Source organism: Shewanella saliphila (assembly GCF_014648295.1).
GTDB classification, from domain to species: Bacteria; Pseudomonadota; Gammaproteobacteria; order Enterobacterales; family Shewanellaceae; genus Shewanella; species Shewanella saliphila.
On record NZ_BMQV01000001.1, the window covers coordinates 175,688 to 193,578 of the forward strand.

Consider the following 17,891-nt stretch of genomic DNA (forward strand, 5'->3'; position numbering starts at 1 on the left):
AACATGAGCTAAAACGGATGTAATGATGGAAACTAAAAAACCTAGACGTAAAAAGCAATGCTTGTGTAAGAAGTGTACTGATCATTAGCGGCTATCGCGTTTTGATAACCACGATGCTGGCCAGCATTATGAGACTGCGCTGCTGATTCAAAGTCACCAGAGTCCGATAAATCAGTTTGTGAAGGACTTACAACATCTGATTGAGCATTGGCCGTAAGGGTTGACTGTGAGGAGGTCACTTGAGTTATCTTTGTCGCCGCTTCATTGGTTATATTGTTGGCAAGGTTATCTATTACACTTGAAGCTTCAGTGGTTTTATTCATAAACGGGGCTAAAGGGTCTTCCGCATCAGAGTCGGCAAAAACATCACCTAATTCGATTATTTTTTGGCTTTCTTCCGTGGTCATGACCGACTGTTGACGCTCTACGGCTAATGCTTGTTTGGCTTCGCTAATATTTTGTAACGCCTGCGCCGCAACCCTAATATCTGCCATTGATGGCTGAACTGGTGCCATTGCCGCAGCATATACTTTTTGCATTTTAGTCAAGGTCGCTTGTGGATCGCCCGCAACCGTTGACACATCAATACTGACTTCGCCGTCAACAGCATATCGACGACCATCGGGTCCCTTTTCATATTCATAACTTGGGCTTTGTGCCAAGCTACCACCCACCGCAGCATGGGCTTGCTCATGAGTTTTAACCTCTACGTCTCGCTTAGCAAGCTCTGCTATCTGTGCAGCTTCTGCGAGCTCTATTTGTTGCTGCTTTTGTTCTATCTGTTTGTCGATTTCTTGCTGTTTTGCACTTTGCTCAGATGTTTCGTCTTCTACTTGCGTGCTGGGATCTGCTGATGATGCTTGTGAGCTTGGCATTGTTTCAATAGCATCTGTTTGAGCTTGCTCGTCAACTTTGGCTTCATCTGCCGTTGCTGGATTATTGGTTTCGGCGGCAAAGATATTAACAGGCGTTTGAGCAGCAGTATTGGCTTGCTGTGTAAGGCTGGGTTGATAAGGGATCTGAGTATTTGCATCGCTTGTTTGAGCACTAAAACTGCCATACCTCGTAGTAACAGGCTCAGTGGACCCACTTGAAGTGGCTTGCTGTAATACTGCAGCAACTGTTTTAGGGCCACTTTTAAGACTGTAACTCCCGCTCAATGGTTGTGCTACTTCACGGTTTATTGACGGCGGTAACGCTGTAGAAGTGACATTGCTATGAACTTCGGCTTTAGCCGTTGCAACATGTAGATTACGAGATGAAGATAGCACCGCAGAAACAGATGAATGACTAGGTTGAGCTAATGAGGTTTGAACGCTTGTTGATACCGAAGCAGTAGATAAAGTGACAGTAGATGAAGAGGCTGTAGATTGTGTGAGGCCAGCGGAAGAATGCTTGCTTGCATCAAGCTTATGGGGAGCAACACTCGCTCCCCCCACCGAAACAGCACTCATGGCTGAAGACATATTTACACTTCGATATCAATCAAGCTACCGACGGTTTCTGAAGCAGCTTCAATGACTTTAGTTGAAGCTTGAGCTTGATTAACCGACTGCGTAGCATCAATGAGTGCTGAAGTTTGATCGCTTTGACTCACCGCTTGTGAGCTCAATGTAACCGTATCTTGAGTCGAAGCAGATACAGCTGGTTTTTGCTGATCAGGAATGGCAACTGCGGTGGTAGCTTGCGCTAAACCTTGTTGTGCACTTTGCAATCCCTGCATTCCTGATGCATACGCTGATTGAACTTGCATATTTTTGCTCCTGATAGCGTTTATAAACGTGATATTAAGATTTAGACAAGCAGCTAGAATGCGAGCGTTAAACTAGCCTAAAAGTCGATTTAGTATGGCCTAAATCGACATAAATGTACAGTTTTTAGGCGCTGCGCGACGCTGATATTAGTCACTTATCCAACCCATCTCCCAATCTTTCCATAAAGGGTTGAAGCCACGATGTTTTAGTTGTGTCACAACTTGCTCGACCGTGCGCTCATCGCTAATGTCAAATTGGTCTAACTCACTGCTTGGGTTTTGATACCCCCCAGGTTGGGTTGAACTCCCCGCGCTTAAATGAGTGATCCCCAAGGGCAGTAAATTATCGCGCAAACTGGGTGATTCACGGGTCGACAAACTGATTTCTAACTGAGGGTTAAATAACCTAAAGGCACAAATCAATTGCACAAGACCCGCATCCGACAACGTCACTTTTGGGCTTATCCCACCTGTACAAGGCCGTAAACGGGGTAAAGAAATGCTGTAACGAGTGCGCCAGTAAGTGTTTTCTAGATAGGCTAAATGGTGGCCCATCAATAACGCATCTACTCGCCAATCATCTAACCCAAGTAATACCCCTAAGCCTATTTTATCAACTCCCGCTTGCGCCACTCTGTCCGGTGTGGTGAGCCGATAACTGAAGTCTTGCTTATTGCCTCTTGTGTGGTGTTTTGCATAAGTCTGCGGATGGTATGTCTCTTGATATATCATCACAGCATCAAGCCCTAATTGTCTTAAACGCTGATACTCAGATGTGTTAAGCGGTTGCACCTCCATCGCAACCTGACTAAATGCAGCTTTCACTTGAGGCAACATTGATTCAAAATATTTCATGCCGACTTTGGTTTCATGTTCACCAGAAACCAGCAATACCGAATCAAAGCCACGTTGTTTGATAATGGCGATTTCTTGCTCAAGTTCTAATGGTGACAAGGTTTTACGCTTAAGTTTATTGCTCATGCTAAAACCACAATAATCACACTCATTAGCACATAAGTTAGACAAATAAAGGGGTAAATATAAGCCGATATTGGCGCCAAAACGTTGTCGCGTTAAAGCTGCAGCTTGTTGAGCCATGGGTTCTAAATATGCCATCGCAGCTGGCGATAATAATGTCATTAAGCTGTTTAAGTTAGCGGTAGGATTTTGTAACGCCCGCTCTACATCACTGGCAGTACAGCTTTTCATTGTTAATGACATATTACTTATCGATATCTGCTTAAATTGCTCAGCAAACGTGGTCATAGTCCACCGCCTAAAAATCCGGTTAATGGGCTGGTTGCATAAGCCTGTCGATTAATCTGTCCAAGCCCAGCTTCATAGGCTAACCTTCCGGTTTCAACGGCTTGAGCAAAGCATCGTGCCATTTTGATAGGCTCAGCGCTACTGGCAATGGCAGTATTAACCAATACGGCATCGGCCCCCATCTCCATGGCCCGACAGGCTTGAGAAGGTGCGCCAATACCGGCATCGATAATCACAGGCACCGTTGCTTGCTCAATAATAATCTTTAAAAATGGCTCGCTAGCTAGGCCTTGATTACTGCCGATAGGGCTACCTAATGGCATCACTGCAGCACAACCTACATCAGCTAAGCGTCGACATAATACGGGGTCAGCGTGCACATAAGGCAGCACAATAAACCCTTCATCACACAGTTGCTTAGCGGCCAATAAGGTTTCAACAGGATCAGGCATCAGATATTTAGGGTCAGGGTGTATTTCTAATTTAATCCAGTTTGTGGCTAACATTTCTCGGCCAAGATGTGCAGCAAATATAGCTTCTTTGGCGTTGCGAGCCCCTGCAGTATTAGGCAATAACTTAACGCCCATTGATTGCAGTGGCGCTAATAAATCATCATGTTTACTGTGTAAATTGATGCGCTTCATTGCCAAGGTCACCAGCTGTGATTGAGACGCAGCGATGGCTGCCAGCATGGTTTGCTGATCGCTAAACTTACCGGTGCCGGTGAACAGGCGAGAACTAAATTGATGGTTGGCTATCGTCAACATGGTTTAACCTCCTGCCACGGCTGAAAATACGTTAATACGATCATTTGCCTTACATTGAATGTGTTGCCAACCACTGCGGGGGATCACAGTGTCATTAACCACAATGGCCACACTCGCGAGATCAATATTGTTAGCGGCCAATAGCCCTGACAAACATAAGTCTGGCTCAAGCATCACGGTTGTGCCATTGAGCTCTAGACTAATCAAATCTGTTGTAACGGTTATAGACGGTGTTGCGTTAATTAGTGACATATTCTGCTCCCTGATCTTGCGCGCTAATGTTCAATGGCTTACAAACCTGGCATTGATGATCTCGACTCATTTGAGCTTGCTGCCATAAAAAAGATTTCGCATTAAAGCAATGCAATACCCCATATTGGTTGAGCGTAGAGCTAATATGCTGCAATCCCATCAAGGCTTGCATACTCGCTATCACGCCCACAGCAGGACCAAGGACGCCTTGCTGAGTGCAGTTTTGTTCAATATGAGTCTGACTGGGGTATAAACAGCGATAACAGCCAGACAATGCCGCTGAAGTGTGGTCTGCAAAGTTGAGGCAAAATACTTGCCCTAGGTAACCGCTAATGGCGCCGCTGACTAACATTAACTGATGCTGTACACATAATTGATTAATCACATGCCGACTGGGCAAGTTATCGGTGCAATCAAATACCACATCAACTGCTGCGAGTTTGTTAGTGATTAGCTGAAGGTTGGCTTTAATCGTGTCATCGGTGAGTTTGATATTCACAGCATCAATGTGAATATCGCTGTGTATACGACTTAATGTGCGCTTTGCCGCTGCCACCTTTGGCTTGCCAATATCGGTTGGTGTATAAAGTATCTGCCTTGGTAGATTTGAAATATCCACAACATCATGATCAATAAAGAGCAGATGCTTAACACCCGCCGCAGCAAGATACTGGGCCACCAGCTGACCTAAACCGCCCATTCCAATAATAGCGACCTGACTATTCATTATCGCTATTTGTCCCGCTTCACCAATATCACTGAGCAACATTGTCCGAGAATACTGCAAGTACTCTCTGTCAGTTAAGCTTTTCATATTGCCTCCTGATCGTCGTTGTTGCGCTGATGAACAGTGAGATATTTACGAGTCCTTGTGAGCTGAAGCCATGCTTGGTGTAATTGGCGATAGGCCTCTGCCACATCGCTAGCGTGTGATATCGCCCTGACGACGGCAACATCAGCCACGCCTGAGTTAGCAACATCTGCAAGACGATCTAGATTTATGCCGCCTATGGCCACGGTTGGGTAATGCTTAGCCACTAAACTGACATAACGACCTAGCTTGGCTAACCCTTGTGGCGCTGAGGGCATTTGTTTGGTGGTGGTTGGGTAAATATGCCCAAGAGCAATGTAAGTCGGTGAACATTGATGCGCGATTAAGATTTCAAAATAACTGTGACTTGAAATGCCAAGAGCCAGTCCAGCTTGTTGTATGGCTTCTATATTGGCACAAGCTAAATCTTCTTGGCCTAAATGCACGCCAAAAGCATGATGTTTGATCGCGAGTTGCCAATGGTCATTAATAAATATCTGGGCCTTAAATGCTTTACCAATCTTAATCACTTCACAAATATCGGCCTCTAACTGTTGCTGTTGTATTGGATCATCTTCATCAATGAGTTTCGCTCTAAATTGCACGGTTTTACAGCCTGCAACCAGTACCTGTGTTAATTGACTTAAGCAATCTAGCACGGGGTAAACCCCTAACGGTGCAACTCGAGGCGCTTTTATGGGATTAACATTATTGTGGCAATGCTGAGCATTAACGCCACTGATTTGCGGCATTAACAGCAAATTATCTGGCCAGCCTGTGCGCGCTAATACACCAGGTCCGTTGCCTACAGCACGGCTATGGATTAATCCATTAGTGACATAAGCCTTAGCCAACACGATGGCATCATGCACCACGTAATCATGGGCGACAAAGCTTGCAATTGCCGACGATAATGTACAACCACTACCATGATGATTAGTGGTATCGACTCGGGCGCTGCTTAATAAAAACACCTGATTATCATAAAGCGTACTTGCCCCCTGCACTTGCTTGCTGACATATACATCAATCGCACGCTGTTGCTGCCAACTGGCATCTCCACCTTTGGCAACCACATGACAATTAAAATGTTCAGCCAAACTTTGCGCGGCTAATATCATGTTGTGTTGTTGACTGTGTTTCTGCGTAGGCGGCTCACACGCTGGCAGTAAATTTGTACTTAGGTGGTAAAGCTCATGATAATTAGGCGTTATTAAGCTAACTACCCCCGCAAGCGGGCTAAAGTCGATACGACTATCACTTAAATAATCGCCACTACTGGCCACTAGCACCGGATCGAGTACCACAAAAGGCAACTGTGATTGTTGTTGCAACCGCCTTAACCACTCAGCAATTAATCCTAACTGTTGTTGGTTGGCGATAAGGCCAATTTTAATCACTTTAGCGGGCAAATCTGACCATAAGGTATCAAGCTGCGCTAATAACATACTGGCAGATACGGGTTCGACCAGATTAACGCACAGTGAGTTTTGTGCTGTAATCGCACTCATCACACAGCAGCCGTGACATTCTAAGTCATTCATGGTCAGTAAATCGGCTTGTATTCCCGCGCCGCCGCCACTATCAGAACCCGCAATGGTCCATACAATTGGGCGGGGACTGACATTAGTGCTGGTAGGATTTTGAGGTTGATTCATTATGATTCAACCTCTTCATTGGTTGCATTAACTTCATGATAAAGCGCTGAACCAGAAGCTTTAAATTCGGCTGACTTTTGCGCCATGGCTAATGTTTGATAAGTATTCGCCTCGGTGAGTTCAATCGCTTGTCCTGAGGAATGTTTGTCTGAATGAATTAACGTTTGTGCGTAATCACGTACTTCTTGGCTGATTTTCATAGAGCAAAACTTAGGGCCACACATAGAACAAAAATGGGCCACTTTTGCAGACTCTTGTGGTAAAGACTCATCATGATAAGCACGAGCGGTGTCGGGATCTAACCCCAGGTTATATTGGTCTTCCCAACGAAACTCAAAACGGGCTTTAGACAATGCATTGTCGCGAACCTGTGCTCCTGGGTGCCCTTTTGCTACATCGGCAGCATGAGCGGCAATCTTATAAGCAATAAGACCTTGTTTAACATCTTCTTTATTGGGTAAACCAAGGTGTTCCTTAGGTGTGACATAGCACAGCATTGCGACGCCATACCAGGCCATCATTGCAGCGCCAATGCCTGAGGTAAAATGATCATACCCTGGTGCGATATCCGTGGTTTGTGGACCTAATGTATAAAATGGTGCTTCATCACAATGAGCAAGTTGCTTTTCCATGTTAATTTTAATCAACTGCATTGGCACATGCCCAGGGCCTTCTATGATGGTTTGTACATCATACCGCCACGCCACTTTGACTAATTCACCTAAAGTGGCCAGCTCTGCAAACTGCGCTTCATCGTTAGCATCGGCAATCGAGCCGGGGCGCATGCCATCACCTAACGACAGCGACACATCATACTGAGCACAAATCTGACAAATTTCTTCAAAGTGTTGGTATAAAAAGCTCTCTTTGTGATGGCTTAAACACCACTTTGCCATGATTGAACCACCGCGAGAAACAATGCCAGTTACACGCTTGGCCGTCATCGGCACATAACGTAATAACACACCTGCATGGATGGTAAAGTAATCAACGCCTTGCTCAGCTTGCTCAATTAACGTGTCTTTAAACACTTCCCAGCTTAGGTCTTCAGCTACGCCATTAACTTTCTCAAGTGCCTGGTATATGGGCACTGTGCCAATTGGCACCGGTGAATTACGAATAATCCACTCACGGGTTTCATGGATATAACGCCCAGTGGATAAATCCATGACAGTATCGGCGCCCCACCGGGTTGACCACACTAATTTTTCAACCTCTTCTTCAATTGATGACGTGACTGCCGAATTACCAATATTGGCATTCACTTTAACCAAAAAGTTACGTCCAATAATCATCGGTTCGGCTTCAGGGTGGTTGATATTAAGCGGGATAATCGCGCGGCCACGTGCTACTTCATCGCGAACAAATTCAGGCGTGATTAACTGACCTATTTGAGCGCCAAATGCTTCGCCAGCGGCTTGCTGAGTAAGAACCGCATCCGTTACCTGCTCACGTGCCATATTTTCACGTATCGCAATGTATTCCATTTCTGGAGTAATGATTCCCTGGCGGGCATAGTGCATTTGCGTGACTCTTCGACCCGGTTTTGCCCGCCTTGGGGCATTAACCGCATCAAAGCGCAAATGATCTAATCCATCATCGGCTAACCGTTGTTGGGTAAAACCAGAACTGACGTGGCTGAGTTGTTCACTGTCTTGTCGCTCTTCAATCCAAGCTTGGCGAAATTTATTTAGGCCGCGGCGTACATCAATCTCAGCGTTAGGATCAGAGTATGCACCGGCGCAGTCATATACCATCACTGGTGGATTAACTTGGGTTATGGGATCAGTATTGCTGCCACCAATAAGAGTATCGCTTTGGCGGATTTGACGCATCGCAACACGGATGTCGGGGCGACTGCCAACTAAATAGACTTTTTCAGAATTTGGGTGTTGTAAAGGCGTTAAGGTATCAATAAATTGTTGCGCATTGGCGCGAGTTTGACGACGGTGTAGTGTTGACATTAGCAACCTCATTAATAAGAGTTAAGTTGCTTGTCAGGAGAGGTGTTGAGTAACGCTGCGGCGCAAATATGGGCTATTTGCGACATCAATAATGGCTCTTTTACAATGGGGTAATCTTGATTGAATCAACAGTTAGAACAGACTGTTATGATTAAAAAACCAGCCTAGCTCGATCAATAACACAATCAATAATACAACTAAATTAACACCGTAAAATATACATTATTACGCTTGTTTCCTTCGCAGGTTCTAGCCTGATCAGGTTCAACGGATCCCGAATAAACGGTCTCAGCCATAATGGCACTCCGACAAGATGTCACGCAGTATAAGCAAGCTTGATGGCAAATAACAAGCCCTTAAAAAAATGAATGTTAGGTTTAATGTCAGCGAGAAAAGCGTGGCGAGGGTCTTTTATATACGACAAATCCCCAGTGCTGCGACATTATGTCGCATACCGAGTGTTCATTAGCAGGATATAATTTATCTGATAACAAATGCAGTGAAATTAATTCACTATAAAAATAATATCAGGTGATAACATTGACAACACATAACACACAAACATCTATTTTAAATATTAATTCTCTTCATAAACTTTCATCAATATCATTAGTCATATCATTTGCCATTTCATCACAAGTGGCAGCTATACCACTCAATACTGTTAACACTGACAACATTGAGCGGCTGGAAGTACATGGTCAGCAATCCAATAATAAGGATTTAATAGGTTCTGCTGAAGCATTATTGACGCAACAAGGGGTCGATTTTTCGCAAGCTGGTGGTGTGTCAGCATTACCCATATTAAATGGCATGATGGGCGATAGAATTAAAGTATCGATAGATGGCAGTGATATTACCGCCTCTTGCGCCAATCAAATGAATCCACCACTCTCATATATATCTGCAAATCAAATTGTATCTACGCAAGTTGTCGCCGGCGTATCACCTGTCAGTGCTGGCGGTGATAACATTGCGGGCGTGATAAAGGTGAACAGTTTACAGCCCGTATTTAATCAAAGTGACGATGTAATTTGGCAAAGTGGCAATGTGTCTGGCGGATACAAAAGTGTTAGCGACGCCACTCTCGCGGCGGTCAATGCTACCGTAGCGAGTAAAACATTAAGTTTTAGTTATCAAGGTTCATACGAAGATGCTAATAGCTATGTTGATGGCCATGGCGATAAAGTACTCGACACCTTATATCAATCACAAAAACATTCCTTAATGGCCGCCTGGCAAGATGAGACACAGCAACTGGCAGTAAAACTCACTCACCAACATATTCCCTTTCAAGGCTTTGCTAACCAATATATGGATATGACCAATAATGATAGCTTTGGTGCAATCGTGCGCTATCAATTGGACCTCGACAATGACGGTTTATTTAGTGCCCAAATGAACTGGCACAGAGTTGAACATGAAATGGGATTCTTTAGTGAAGAAAAAACCGGCAAGATGCCAATGGAAACCACGGGACAAGATTTAAGTTATCAACTTCATTGGCAATTACCCATCAATAAAGATGCCATACTTTTACTTGGCCAAGAGTACTATTTATATCAACTTGACGATAGCTGGCCAGCGGTGACAGGCTCAACTATGATGAGCCCAAATGACTATATCAATATCAACAATGGTGAGCGAAAACGTGCTGCAGTATTTGCTGAATGGCAACAAACGCTCAACAGTCGCTGGTGGTTGTCAGCAGGCTTACGCTATGAATATGTCTCCACCGATGCTGATGAAGTACAACCCTATAACACCATGAGCATGATGGGGATGACCAATGTAAATGCTGCTGCGGCCGAGGCATTTAACGCCCTTGAGCGGCAACGCGATGACCATATTATTGATGCCACCCTATTAGCGCGTTACCAACTCAGTGATACCGAAACCCTTGAGCTAGGATTAGCACGTAAAGGCCGAGCTCCGAATCTGTACGAGCGTTATAGTTGGGGGCAAAGCACCATGGCAACCACCATGATTGGTTGGTATGGCGACGGTAATGGCTACATTGGCAACCCCGATCTTAATCAAGAAACCGCCCACACATTGAGTGCAGCATATAAGCAAATCAATGATAACTTTTCACTGACTACCACCGCTTGGTATAGCGATATCAATGATTACATTGACGCCAATGTGGTGGGGAGTTTCAATAGTAGTGGACTCGACGGTAACAGCCGCAATATTTTACAATTCACTAATGTAGACGCCACACTATACGGCGCTAAAATTGATGCGGAGTATCAATTTGCACAACAAACGACTGGTAAGTGGTCAGTAACCGCCAATGTGAGTGCCACACACGGTGAACGAGATGATACTCACCAACCCCTTTATCAAATCAAACCGCTACAAACGGAGCTAGGTCTACACCATCAACGTGGCTACTGGCAAAACAGTGTGATATGGCAATGGGTGGCAGAAAAGGATCGTGTGGACAACACTCGCCTCGAAAACACCACAGACAGTTATTCATTGTTAAATTTAAGCAGTAGTATCACTTGGCAACAAGCGACTATAACGGTCGCTGTAAAGAACCTACTTGATGAATACTATCAACTCCCTCTGGGTGGTGTCAGTATTGCAGAATATAAAGCAGATAATAGTCATGGCTTTGAGCAAATAGCAGGAGCTGGACGTTCACTCGAACTGAGCGTTAATTATTCTTTTTAGCCTTGTTGCGATAAACATTCACCATAAAGCCCTTTCTTAGTAGTCAGGGCTTTATTATTTAGCAGAGCGACCACTCCGCTTGAATGAGCAAACACGCGACTAGTGTCGAGGTCAAATGTAGAAGTTGTTGGAGATTTAGAAGTTGTTGGAGATTTAGAAGTTGTTGAAGGTGTTTGAGGTTTTGAGGTTTTGAAGATGTTGAAGATGTTGAAGATGTTGAAGATGTTGAAGATGTTGAAGATGTTGAAGATTTAAAACCAATAAAAAAGCCCTTACATTGCTGTAAGGGCTTGTTTATTTGGCGGAGCGGACGGGACTCGAACCCGCGACCCCCGGCGTGACAGGCCGGTATTCTAACCAACTGAACTACCGCTCCAAAACGGTTTGTTTACACTTAATAAAATAACAACATGATAAAATATAAGCATGGTAAATATTTTATTAAGTACAAACAGGCACTTGATTGGCGGAGCGGACGGGACTCGAACCCGCGACCCCCGGCGTGACAGGCCGGTATTCTAACCAACTGAACTACCGCTCCACTCAAGTGCGATGAATAATAAAGTTGTGATAATTAATCGTCAACTGTTTTTTAACTGTTTTAACGCGTTTAGCTAAAAAATGTGCAATTATTCATTTTAAGTACAAAATTCAAGCAGTAATATTACCAATAAGCACATTTAAGCTAGCAGCTATTTTTCGTCTGGCATGGTCAAATCGATGTCATCCAAATCGATACTCTCAGGTTGTTGATCTGTTGCGCTTTCTTCTACTGCCGGGTTTTCTTTTAACCTTTTTTCAGCTGCGGCCATCGCTTTAGCTAATGTTTGTCTTTTGCGCCATACCACTAACCCAACAATTCCGAGCAATAATAACGTCAGATTCACGGTAACAATCCAAAATATGGCATCATCTTTTGCTTGTTGCTCTTCTACCTTTGCTTGTTCAGCCGCTTGTAAAGCTAACTCTTCAACTGTTGGCCCTGGTGTTGGTGGCTCAATTAAGTTAAAAAACATCTCCGGTAGATTTAATACAATCTCTCGGCCATCAATGGTGGTCGATACCGCGGTTCCTTTCACCCTGTAGCTGCCGAAATCACTGACTTTAGGTAAATACAAGATTTGATCAACACTGGTGAGATCTTGCAGTGTGATAGGCATTTGTAAACCGGCAGGCCCAACTAACTCAAACAAAAAATGGGTTTGATCAAGTAACACTTGCGTGTCGTCTATTGACGTCTGAATTTGCCAAATGCCTTTTAATGGGTCGTTATTGGGTACCATTTCAACCGTGATTGGCTGCTCTGATAATACAAACGGCATGACATATTCGCGTTCAAACAGGTTATTGCGCGCCGTGACGTTTAACGTATAGTGACCTGTCGGTTGATCAAGATTTTTCGCACCGGTAAATACCCCATCGTCAGGCACTTCATCTAAATCTTCACCATTGTCTTTGTATGCACCAACAATAATAGTTCCGGTAACAAAGTTATCCTCGCCATTAATATGTTGACTTGAAAACTTCGCAGTCCATTCCACCATAAAATCAAGACCTGGCATTCTCATGGTTAAGTTATCACCAAGCAGCCTGGCAGTAACTTTAAGTCTTTCTCCTTGAAATAACGGTTGGGGAAAAGGCTCAACATCAATATCAAGTTCAGAGATTTTTTGAATCGTTGAACCTTCGGTAATGTCACCTAATAGCTGCCAAGGGCCAGGCATAGGTTTTTCGATATAAATCATATCAGCAGCCAGACCATCCACCCATTTGACTGTTTGAGGATGACGATTTGAATACCACTTACTGCCATCAGGCAATACGACAACCACAGGTGCAGAACCGTAACTACGCTGGATAACGAGGGTTAGCTTGTCGACCATATAATCGATTCTAAAGCGGTTTTTAAGTTCGGCTGCCTGTGATGCTTTTATTGTTTCAGCGTGAACGAAAGGCTGCCAAGTCCCAATAGGACTCAACAGAAGAAGGCAAATAATGATCAAACGGCGCAAGCGGCTAGCAGTCATAAAGGTAAAATTACCCTCTCCAAAGACATTTTCCAGACTTGGCAACTAAGTCAAGTCGTTGTTCGTGTAGTAATATTTCATCGGCCGATGCGCCCACGACTTTAAGATTAAACGCTGATGTGTCTATTTTTTTTATCCCACCGCCCTCTTGGCCGGCTTTTTCATTAGACAAATTAAACTTAATTTGTCCGCCGGTCATAATTAAGTAAACGTCAGCTAGGATTTCAGCATCGAGTAACGCGCCATGGTAGGTCCGACGGCCGTTATCAATCCCATAACGACGGCATAAGGCATCAAGGTTATTCTTTTGCCCTGGATGTAATCGTTTGGCGATGGCTAAACTGTCTAAAATACTGCAAATATCTTTCGTTTTCGGCCCGAGAGGATTGAGTTTTGAAAACTCATGGTCCATAAAGCTCACGTCAAAGTTTGCGTTATGTGCAACAATCTCTGCGCCATCAATAAAATCGATAAATTCTTGTGCTATTTGATGAAAACGTGGTTCATTTGCAACACGTTCATTGGTAATGCCGTGAACCTCGATGGCCTCGGGATCAATAGCTTGACCAGGATTAATGTATTGGTGATAAGTCCGGCCTGTTAAACGGCGGTTAATCACTTCTACACAGCCGATTTCAATGATCCTGTGGCCAATATATACCGGTCCACCTGCTTGGTTCATACCTGTAGTTTCGGTATCAAGAATAACTTGACGACTCGTACTTGAAATAATGTTCATAATTTTTACTCTTTAAGCCCTCGCCACTACCTAAATTGAGTATACTGGCGCGAATATTTTGCTATGGTAACAACTTGATGGCCGAACTCAAACAGCTGTATATTTTTACTGATGGTTCTTGTTTAGGCAACCCTGGTCCTGGCGGCTATGGTGTCGTGATGAAATACAAAAATCAAACCCATGAAATTGCCGATGGATTTGCTCTCACTACTAATAATCGCATGGAGCTTCTTGCCCCTATCATTGCCCTCGAAGCACTGTATGAACCGTGTAATATTATTTTAACCAGCGACAGCCAGTATATGCGTCAAGGGATAACATCTTGGATCCATGGCTGGAAAAAAAAAGGTTGGCTCACATCCACTAAGCAACCCGTTAAAAACGTAGATTTGTGGAAACGTTTAGATACGGTAAGTCAAAAACATAAAATTGATTGGCGCTGGGTTAAAGGTCATGCTGGCCACATTGAAAACGAACGTTGTGACACCCTAGCGAGACAAGCTGCTGAAGCTAAACCTAAACAAGCGGATGTGGGGTATCAGGCAGAATAATGATATCAGCTTAATGTCATGTAGCACTAATGCATGCACGTTAACCCTTGTATACTATTGGGTTTTAGATAAACCTGTACGTCCAGCACTTGGCGCAGTAGACCAATTGGGGGCGCTCACTTTAGCTTTATCTTTTATTGGGGTTAATGGAACGGTCATTTTACGCGCCACAATCACATAAACACTGCCGGTGCTTGGTAACCAGTTAGCCAAGGTTTTTTGCCACCAGGGCGTTTGATTATTACTACCCACTGGCCCTAGCAAAGAGTGATGCATTAAGCGTTCGTCGGCTAATACCTGATAACCTAATAAACCCAACCAATCTTTAACTCTAGAAGGCATAAAAAATTGCCCACTCCAAGGGAGCTTATCTTGGTACTTGGGTAAGATTTTGCCCACAAAAGCCGGACTGACCGGATTAAAGCCTACAATAAACACATAACCACTGTTGATCAGTACGCGGTCAAATTCACGTAATATCTGGTATGGGTCTTGCTCAAAATCTAATAAAAAACAGCTAACAACGGCATCAATACTATTTTGTTGCAACGGTAAGTAATGAGGGTCAGCTTGTATATTGCCTCCCTCACCATCAAATAACGAAAAATGACGATTAATATTACACTGTAAGCTATTTATTTGGCTGCTTAAGCTACCCACTTTCAGTAAGTGATAGCCAAATATACGCGGCCACCATGGGGCTAACGTGGTTTCTATTTCAGCTTGTAATACTTCACCAAATGGTAAGTCATCCCAGTGCTGTGGTGTTAACCTCGAGCTTGCCACGTTTTACTCCTCAAACTGTTAAAATAAACCGCTTTGCTTGATGTCATTTAGTCTTATCGTTACCCTAACAGATTATCAATCATCACTCGAGCCAGATTATGCTTAACGTTCATACCATTCCAGCATTTAATGATAATTATCTGTGGTTAGTCCACCAATCGACAAGCCAAGATGCTTATATTGTTGATCCTGGCTGTGCTCAGACTGTGATTGATTATTTGGCCACAACAAACTTAAATTTAGTTGGCATACTGATCACTCACCATCATGCTGATCACACTGGTGGTATTGAGCAACTACAACAGCACTTTAATCACACCTTAGCGGTATACGGCCCAAGTAATGAACACATTAAAGGCATTACACAGCCATTAACCATTGCCAGCCAAGACACGATTGTCATCCCCTCATTAGGCCAGATACAAGTCATGGCGGTGCCCGGTCATACATTAGGTCATATTGCCTATTATATTGAGAATAAATTGTTTTGCGGCGATACATTATTTAGTGGCGGTTGTGGGCGTTTATTTGAGGGCACCCCAGAGCAAATGTTGCAATCATTAAGCATGCTAGCCCTATTACCTGACGACACTCTAGTCTATTGCGCACATGAATACACCCGCGCCAATCTTGACTTTGCCTTGCATGTCGATGCAACCAACCCTGATTTGATTACATATTCGGCAAAGGTGGACAAATTACGCGCAAAAAACATCCCTTCCATACCTAGCACAATCGCCATAGAAAAAGCCATAAACCCTTTTTTACGTTGTCATAAAAATGCGATTCAGGTCGCAATATCAGCACAATTCAACATAGTTAATATTGATGAAATTCAAACCTTTACACTGCTTAGGCAGTGGAAGAATAGTTTTTAAATCAACATGAAAACAGTTTAATAAGACAAGCTAAAAATTTTAATCTACAATGCCAAACTGAACTAAAGCATGACCAAAAGAGTCTCATAGGCATTTGGTATGTTCTACCCTTTTTTAGCCCTAGAGAACTTGAGGAAGTGTATCTTCAAATGAAAGCAAATTTATTTATTATTGCCGGCAGTATCCTGGCAGTGACGGGGTGCCAAACGCTCCAAACCACTGTGCCGCAAACAGATAGCGAGCAACAAACTGTTGCGGTAAGTGCCAAATCGAAAAAATCTTCCACCGTCACCATTGAAGAAATAGAAGAGCAAGTCGCAGAGATTAATAACTTGTGGTTGCTGATCAGCAATAAAATGGCATTTCCAATCCCCGACAACGCCTTAGTTGCTCAATATCGTCAATGGTATATAGACAACCCTAAGCATTTAGAAATCGTCACTCAGCGTGCTACCCCATTTTTATATTATATTGTCGAGCAACTTGAGCAACGTAACATGCCAATTGAGCTGGCATTATTACCCATCGTAGAAAGTGGCTTTGATCCCCTAGCCTATTCAGGAAGTCATGCTTCTGGTTTATGGCAATTAACACCACCAACAGCATTATCTTTTGGGGTTAAAACTAACTGGTGGTTTGATGGTCGTCAAGATGTAGCCTCCTCAACCAAAGCAGCCTTAGATTTACTCGAGTATTTGTACCCTAAAATGGATCAAAATTGGAATTACACCATAGCGGCGTACAATTCTGGTGAAGGCCGGGTTTTAAATGCAGTTAAAAATAATCAGGCAAAAGGAAAACCAACCGATTTTTGGTCACTAAAATTACCAAGAGAAACAGCGCATTATGTCCCACAATTATTGGCCTTAGCAGATGTGATAAAACATGCCGATAAATATGGCATCACATTAACGCCAATCGATAACGCTGCTCAAATTGAAGTCGTGAACATTGAGAGTCAACTAGATATCACATTAGCGGCAGATTTAGCGCAAGTTAATATTGATGATTTAAAAGCGATTAATCCAGGTTTAAAGCGTTGGGCAACGGCCCCACAAGGGCCACATCAATTGGTGGTACCTAGCGACAAAGCAGCAAACTTTAAACGTGCATTAGCCGCTATTGAACCAAACTCTCGCATAAACTGGGTACGCTATAAAATTAAGTCTGGTGACAGTATCAGTGAAATAGCAGACCAATTTGAAACCACGGCGACGTTAATTCGTAGCAGTAACGGGATCAAAGGCAATAATATTATTGCCGGAAAATTCTTAATTATTCCGGTTGCAGCTAAAGATCCTGATTTAGCCACCATGACAGCCGATCAAGTATTAGCGCGTCAAAAAGTCATTAAGTCTAGTCCAAACAAGCAAACATATACGGTTAAGTCCGGTGATTCTTTATGGAAGATAGCGCAAACTCAACAGGTTACTGTTGCTCAATTAATGCGTTGGAATAACCTTAAACAACAATCAACCCTGTCTGTTGGCAAAAACCTAGTGATTTACCCTAACGAAGTGACTGCAAGTAACAGCAGCAAAGAGAAAACGGTAAACTACCGTGTGCAATCTGGCGATTCATTAGCGCGAATTGCCACTAAGTATAACGTCACCGTTGATGAGTTAATCGAATGGAACAGTTTACAAAAAAGTAAGTACATTCAACCTGGTCAAATATTAAAATTAATCGTGACCAACAGTTAACATAACCGCTTCGCTCATATAAAAACGGACAAGCTATGCTTGTCCGTTTTTGTT

15 protein-coding genes, 2 tRNA genes and 1 riboswitch are annotated in these 17,891 nt (G+C 43.5%); of the genes, 4 read left to right on the forward strand and 13 right to left on the reverse strand.

Annotation, left to right across the window (positions count from 1 at the left end):
- Positions 1-41 precede the first annotated feature (41 nt).
- From IEY48_RS00725 to thiC, 8 genes are all read right to left on the reverse strand, one after another.
- Positions 42-1,466 (reverse strand): putative metalloprotease CJM1_0395 family protein, encoded by a 1,425-nt coding sequence (locus IEY48_RS00725; RefSeq protein WP_188916420.1) that lies wholly within the window; start codon positions 1,464-1,466, stop codon positions 42-44.
- A 2-nt stretch (positions 1,467-1,468) separates the two neighbouring features.
- Positions 1,469-1,753 (reverse strand): chemotaxis protein, encoded by a 285-nt coding sequence (locus IEY48_RS00730; RefSeq protein WP_188916421.1) that lies wholly within the window; start codon positions 1,751-1,753, stop codon positions 1,469-1,471.
- A 147-nt stretch (positions 1,754-1,900) separates the two neighbouring features.
- A complete protein-coding gene (thiH, locus tag IEY48_RS00735; protein WP_188916422.1) occupies positions 1,901-3,019 on the reverse strand; it encodes a 2-iminoacetate synthase ThiH in 1,119 nt (372 codons plus the stop codon).
- The gene (locus tag IEY48_RS00740; RefSeq protein ID WP_188916423.1) at positions 3,016-3,786 is read right to left on the reverse strand and encodes a thiazole synthase; all 771 of its coding nucleotides are present in this window, start codon (positions 3,784-3,786) and stop codon (positions 3,016-3,018) included. Before IEY48_RS00740 ends, thiH begins: the two co-directional genes overlap by 4 nt.
- A gap of 3 nt (positions 3,787-3,789) precedes the next feature.
- Positions 3,790-4,038, reverse strand: coding sequence for a sulfur carrier protein ThiS (thiS, locus tag IEY48_RS00745; RefSeq protein ID WP_188916424.1), 249 nt, complete (start codon positions 4,036-4,038; stop codon positions 3,790-3,792).
- Entirely contained in the window at positions 4,025-4,852 is an 828-nt protein-coding gene (locus tag IEY48_RS00750; protein ID WP_188916425.1) for a HesA/MoeB/ThiF family protein, read from the reverse strand. Before IEY48_RS00750 ends, thiS begins: the two co-directional genes overlap by 14 nt.
- Positions 4,849-6,507 carry a thiamine phosphate synthase gene (gene thiE / locus IEY48_RS00755; protein ID WP_188916426.1) on the reverse strand — a complete coding sequence of 553 codons (1,659 nt, stop codon included), beginning with the start codon at positions 6,505-6,507 and terminating at the stop codon, positions 4,849-4,851. Before thiE ends, IEY48_RS00750 begins: the two co-directional genes overlap by 4 nt.
- A complete protein-coding gene (thiC, locus tag IEY48_RS00760) occupies positions 6,507-8,471 on the reverse strand; it encodes a phosphomethylpyrimidine synthase ThiC (RefSeq protein WP_188916427.1) in 1,965 nt (654 codons plus the stop codon). Before thiC ends, thiE begins: the two co-directional genes overlap by 1 nt.
- A 218-nt stretch (positions 8,472-8,689) precedes the next feature.
- Positions 8,690-8,789: riboswitch (TPP riboswitch) on the reverse strand.
- Positions 8,790-9,086: 297 nt separating this feature from the next.
- On the opposite strand from thiC, the gene IEY48_RS00765 reads away from it, so the two are divergent.
- A complete protein-coding gene (locus IEY48_RS00765; RefSeq protein WP_373293681.1) occupies positions 9,087-11,153 on the forward strand; it encodes a TonB-dependent receptor plug domain-containing protein in 2,067 nt (688 codons plus the stop codon).
- Positions 11,154-11,452: 299 nt separating this feature from the next.
- Here IEY48_RS00765 and IEY48_RS00770 read toward each other — a convergent pair.
- The 4 genes from IEY48_RS00770 to dnaQ form a co-directional block, all read right to left on the reverse strand.
- A tRNA-Asp gene (locus IEY48_RS00770) sits at positions 11,453-11,529 on the reverse strand.
- A gap of 88 nt (positions 11,530-11,617) precedes the next feature.
- Positions 11,618-11,694: transfer RNA gene (locus IEY48_RS00775), tRNA-Asp, on the reverse strand.
- A gap of 151 nt (positions 11,695-11,845) precedes the next feature.
- Positions 11,846-13,180: a TIGR03503 family protein gene (locus IEY48_RS00780; RefSeq protein ID WP_188916428.1), complete on the reverse strand. Its 1,335-nt coding sequence runs from the start codon at positions 13,178-13,180 to the stop codon at positions 11,846-11,848.
- Between the two features lie 10 nt (positions 13,181-13,190).
- A complete protein-coding gene (gene dnaQ, locus IEY48_RS00785; RefSeq protein ID WP_188916429.1) occupies positions 13,191-13,919 on the reverse strand; it encodes a DNA polymerase III subunit epsilon in 729 nt (242 codons plus the stop codon).
- A gap of 77 nt (positions 13,920-13,996) precedes the next feature.
- Here dnaQ and rnhA point away from each other — a divergent pair, with 77 nt between their 5' ends.
- Complete coding sequence (rnhA, locus tag IEY48_RS00790; RefSeq protein WP_188916430.1) at positions 13,997-14,470, forward strand: ribonuclease HI; 474 nt, start codon at positions 13,997-13,999, stop codon at positions 14,468-14,470.
- Between the two features lie 54 nt (positions 14,471-14,524).
- Here rnhA and IEY48_RS00795 read toward each other — a convergent pair whose 3' ends face one another.
- Positions 14,525-15,256, reverse strand: a complete 732-nt coding sequence (locus tag IEY48_RS00795) for a class I SAM-dependent methyltransferase (RefSeq protein ID WP_188916431.1) — start codon at positions 15,254-15,256, stop codon at positions 14,525-14,527.
- Positions 15,257-15,354: 98 nt separating this feature from the next.
- On the opposite strand from IEY48_RS00795, the gene gloB reads away from it, so the two are divergent.
- Positions 15,355-16,134, forward strand: a complete 780-nt coding sequence (gene gloB, locus IEY48_RS00800) for a hydroxyacylglutathione hydrolase (protein WP_188916432.1) — start codon at positions 15,355-15,357, stop codon at positions 16,132-16,134.
- Between the two features lie 149 nt (positions 16,135-16,283).
- Positions 16,284-17,837, forward strand: a complete 1,554-nt coding sequence (locus tag IEY48_RS00805) for a lytic transglycosylase (RefSeq protein ID WP_188916433.1) — start codon at positions 16,284-16,286, stop codon at positions 17,835-17,837.
- The last annotated feature ends 54 nt before the right edge of the window (positions 17,838-17,891 follow it).

Excerpts from the sequence above, each read along its gene's own strand:
- thiE (WP_188916426.1), bottom strand. The coding sequence starts at position 6,507 with ATGAATCAACCTCAAAATCCTACCAGCACTAATGTCAGTCCCCGCCCA.
- IEY48_RS00740 (WP_188916423.1), bottom strand. The coding sequence starts at position 3,786 with ATGTTGACGATAGCCAACCATCAATTTAGTTCTCGCCTGTTCACCGGC.
- gloB (WP_188916432.1), top strand. The coding sequence starts at position 15,355 with ATGCTTAACGTTCATACCATTCCAGCATTTAATGATAATTATCTGTGG.
- thiH (WP_188916422.1), bottom strand. The coding sequence starts at position 3,019 with ATGACCACGTTTGCTGAGCAATTTAAGCAGATATCGATAAGTAATATG.
- rnhA (WP_188916430.1), top strand. The coding sequence starts at position 13,997 with ATGGCCGAACTCAAACAGCTGTATATTTTTACTGATGGTTCTTGTTTA.
- IEY48_RS00780 (WP_188916428.1), bottom strand. The coding sequence starts at position 13,180 with ATGACTGCTAGCCGCTTGCGCCGTTTGATCATTATTTGCCTTCTTCTG.
- thiC (WP_188916427.1), bottom strand. The coding sequence starts at position 8,471 with ATGTCAACACTACACCGTCGTCAAACTCGCGCCAATGCGCAACAATTT.
- IEY48_RS00730 (WP_188916421.1), bottom strand. The coding sequence starts at position 1,753 with ATGCAAGTTCAATCAGCGTATGCATCAGGAATGCAGGGATTGCAAAGT.
- thiS (WP_188916424.1), bottom strand. The coding sequence starts at position 4,038 with ATGTCACTAATTAACGCAACACCGTCTATAACCGTTACAACAGATTTG.
- IEY48_RS00725 (WP_188916420.1), bottom strand. The coding sequence starts at position 1,466 with ATGTCTTCAGCCATGAGTGCTGTTTCGGTGGGGGGAGCGAGTGTTGCT.
- IEY48_RS00805 (WP_188916433.1), top strand. The coding sequence starts at position 16,284 with ATGAAAGCAAATTTATTTATTATTGCCGGCAGTATCCTGGCAGTGACG.
- dnaQ (WP_188916429.1), bottom strand. The coding sequence starts at position 13,919 with ATGAACATTATTTCAAGTACGAGTCGTCAAGTTATTCTTGATACCGAA.
- IEY48_RS00750 (WP_188916425.1), bottom strand. The coding sequence starts at position 4,852 with ATGAAAAGCTTAACTGACAGAGAGTACTTGCAGTATTCTCGGACAATG.